This window comes from Candidatus Cloacimonadota bacterium (assembly GCA_012516855.1).
Taxonomy (GTDB): Bacteria; Cloacimonadota; Cloacimonadia; order Cloacimonadales; family Cloacimonadaceae; genus Syntrophosphaera.
Map to the genome: position 1 here is coordinate 1 of JAAYWB010000120.1, position 1,752 is coordinate 1,752.

Here is a 1,752-nt window from a genome sequence, read left to right on the forward strand (position 1 = left end):
AAGTTCAACGTATGCACTGCTATCGCCCTTGAACAGCTCTCCGCGCCGTCTCTGAATGTACTCCCTGACTGTGCGTTCCCCGCCCTTGAAGCCATGATCCTCTTGAAGCTTCTTGAAAACGGCTGCAGCATTGCGGCGATCCTTCCTGGGCAGTAATCGGTCTTCAAGCAGCCAAGTGTCAACGATCTCCGCTACAGGATCCATAACTGGCCTCCGCTTGGCTCGGGCGCTGGGCATAGGCTCGTTCCAGTCATCCCGCTGAGCGTATTTTGCTGCCGTCCGCCAACACACGCCGGTCCGTTTAGCAATTGCGCTGATCGATGCCTCTTCGCTTTCATACGCATGCTTGATATACTGTTGTACAGGCATAGCTATCACTCCGTCTTACCTCCCGATTGGACGTAACCTAATCTGAGGAGGTATTCTATACGGCGCGGTGGCTATGCCTTCTTCGCCAGCCGACGTTGTGACATTTTCACCGCCGATCTATGCAATTCCATTATGCCGAAAACACCTTGCGCGGCTTCAAGGAAACTGCCGCCGCCACGGTTGTGGCCGAGATCGGCGATTTCACACGATTTGCTCATCCACAACAGTTGATGAGCTACGCAGGTTTGGTGCCCCGTGAATCCTCGAGTGGCAACAAGGTATGGCGAGGCGCGATCACGAAGACGGGCAATCCCTGCTTGCGGTGGATACTTACGGAAAGCGCGTGGTCGTATAGGTACAAGCCCAGCGTATCTGCCAGCATGGCGAAACGAATGGAAGGCCTAAGTCCACATGTCCAAGCCATAGCATGGAAGGCACAGAACCGGCTTCACAGGAAGTACATGAGACTCCTTTCAAGAGGCAAGAGCCGTCCAGTGGCCTTGATGGCCGTCGCACGAGAGCTTCTGGGATTCATATGGGCTATAGCCCAGCAGGTTAGCCATGAAAGCAATGGCAGCGCGGGACTCGTAGCGTGAACTGATCATTCAGTGACAAGAACCTAACCAAGACCGCAAGGTTTCGGTGGAAGGCGGCCGAAAACCCGGATGCCGGTAAGGAGAACCCTCGGAAAAGTTGTGCACATCGCTCCAAATCGCTATGTGCGAGGTCAGTATGAGGCAGCTCCAGACGGTGGTATTAGTTGCGGTAACCAACCCGCGGATATGAGCATGCCAACCGTCGACGTAAACCGGGTTATCGGCGCGGCCGCCGCCGAAATTCACACTGGGGCTTGACGGCCTCATTCATATGAACTTTTCGGCGCCTACGGTTTGCACTGGTGGTCAAGTTTTAGGTTAGCATACACATTGGGATGTGGCACCGGTTTATCGAGCTAGATGGCGTTGGTAGTAACTAGACTCGGCACCATTCGAGTGTAGGGTTATCAACCTTCACTGAACTAACCGCTAACGGGGGGGTCATTGGATCTTGAGCATGGTAGAAGAACGCATGCTCTCTCGTCCGAGGTGCGGAAACACCCAGAAGCAAGAGATCTGGCAAACAGTGAATATCCAGCTCGATAGCGATATGAGACAGAAGGTTCTGGAAGGCGAATACAACGTATTCACCTGCGCGAAATGCCGCGTGGAGCTGCCGATAGACCTCCCCACGATGTATCACGACATGGACGGCAAGCTGATGATATGGCTGCTGCCCCGCGACCAAACGCTGGAGCGTACTATCATTGGACACGACGCGGACGCGCAAAGCATATTCGGTGTGACTCACGATGGCTACCGCAAGAGGTTCGTCCACTTGCGACTC

2 protein-coding genes are annotated in these 1,752 nt (G+C 54.4%); both read left to right on the forward strand.

The window, feature by feature from the left end; genetic code table 11:
- The first annotated feature begins 515 nt into the window (after positions 1-515).
- The gene (locus GX466_09325) at positions 516-965 is read left to right on the forward strand and encodes an IS110 family transposase (GenBank protein ID NLH94396.1); all 450 of its coding nucleotides are present in this window, start codon (positions 516-518) and stop codon (positions 963-965) included.
- A 472-nt stretch (positions 966-1,437) separates the two neighbouring features.
- On the forward strand, positions 1,438-1,752 hold a 315-nt coding region (locus GX466_09330; GenBank protein ID NLH94397.1), incomplete at its 3' end, for a hypothetical protein.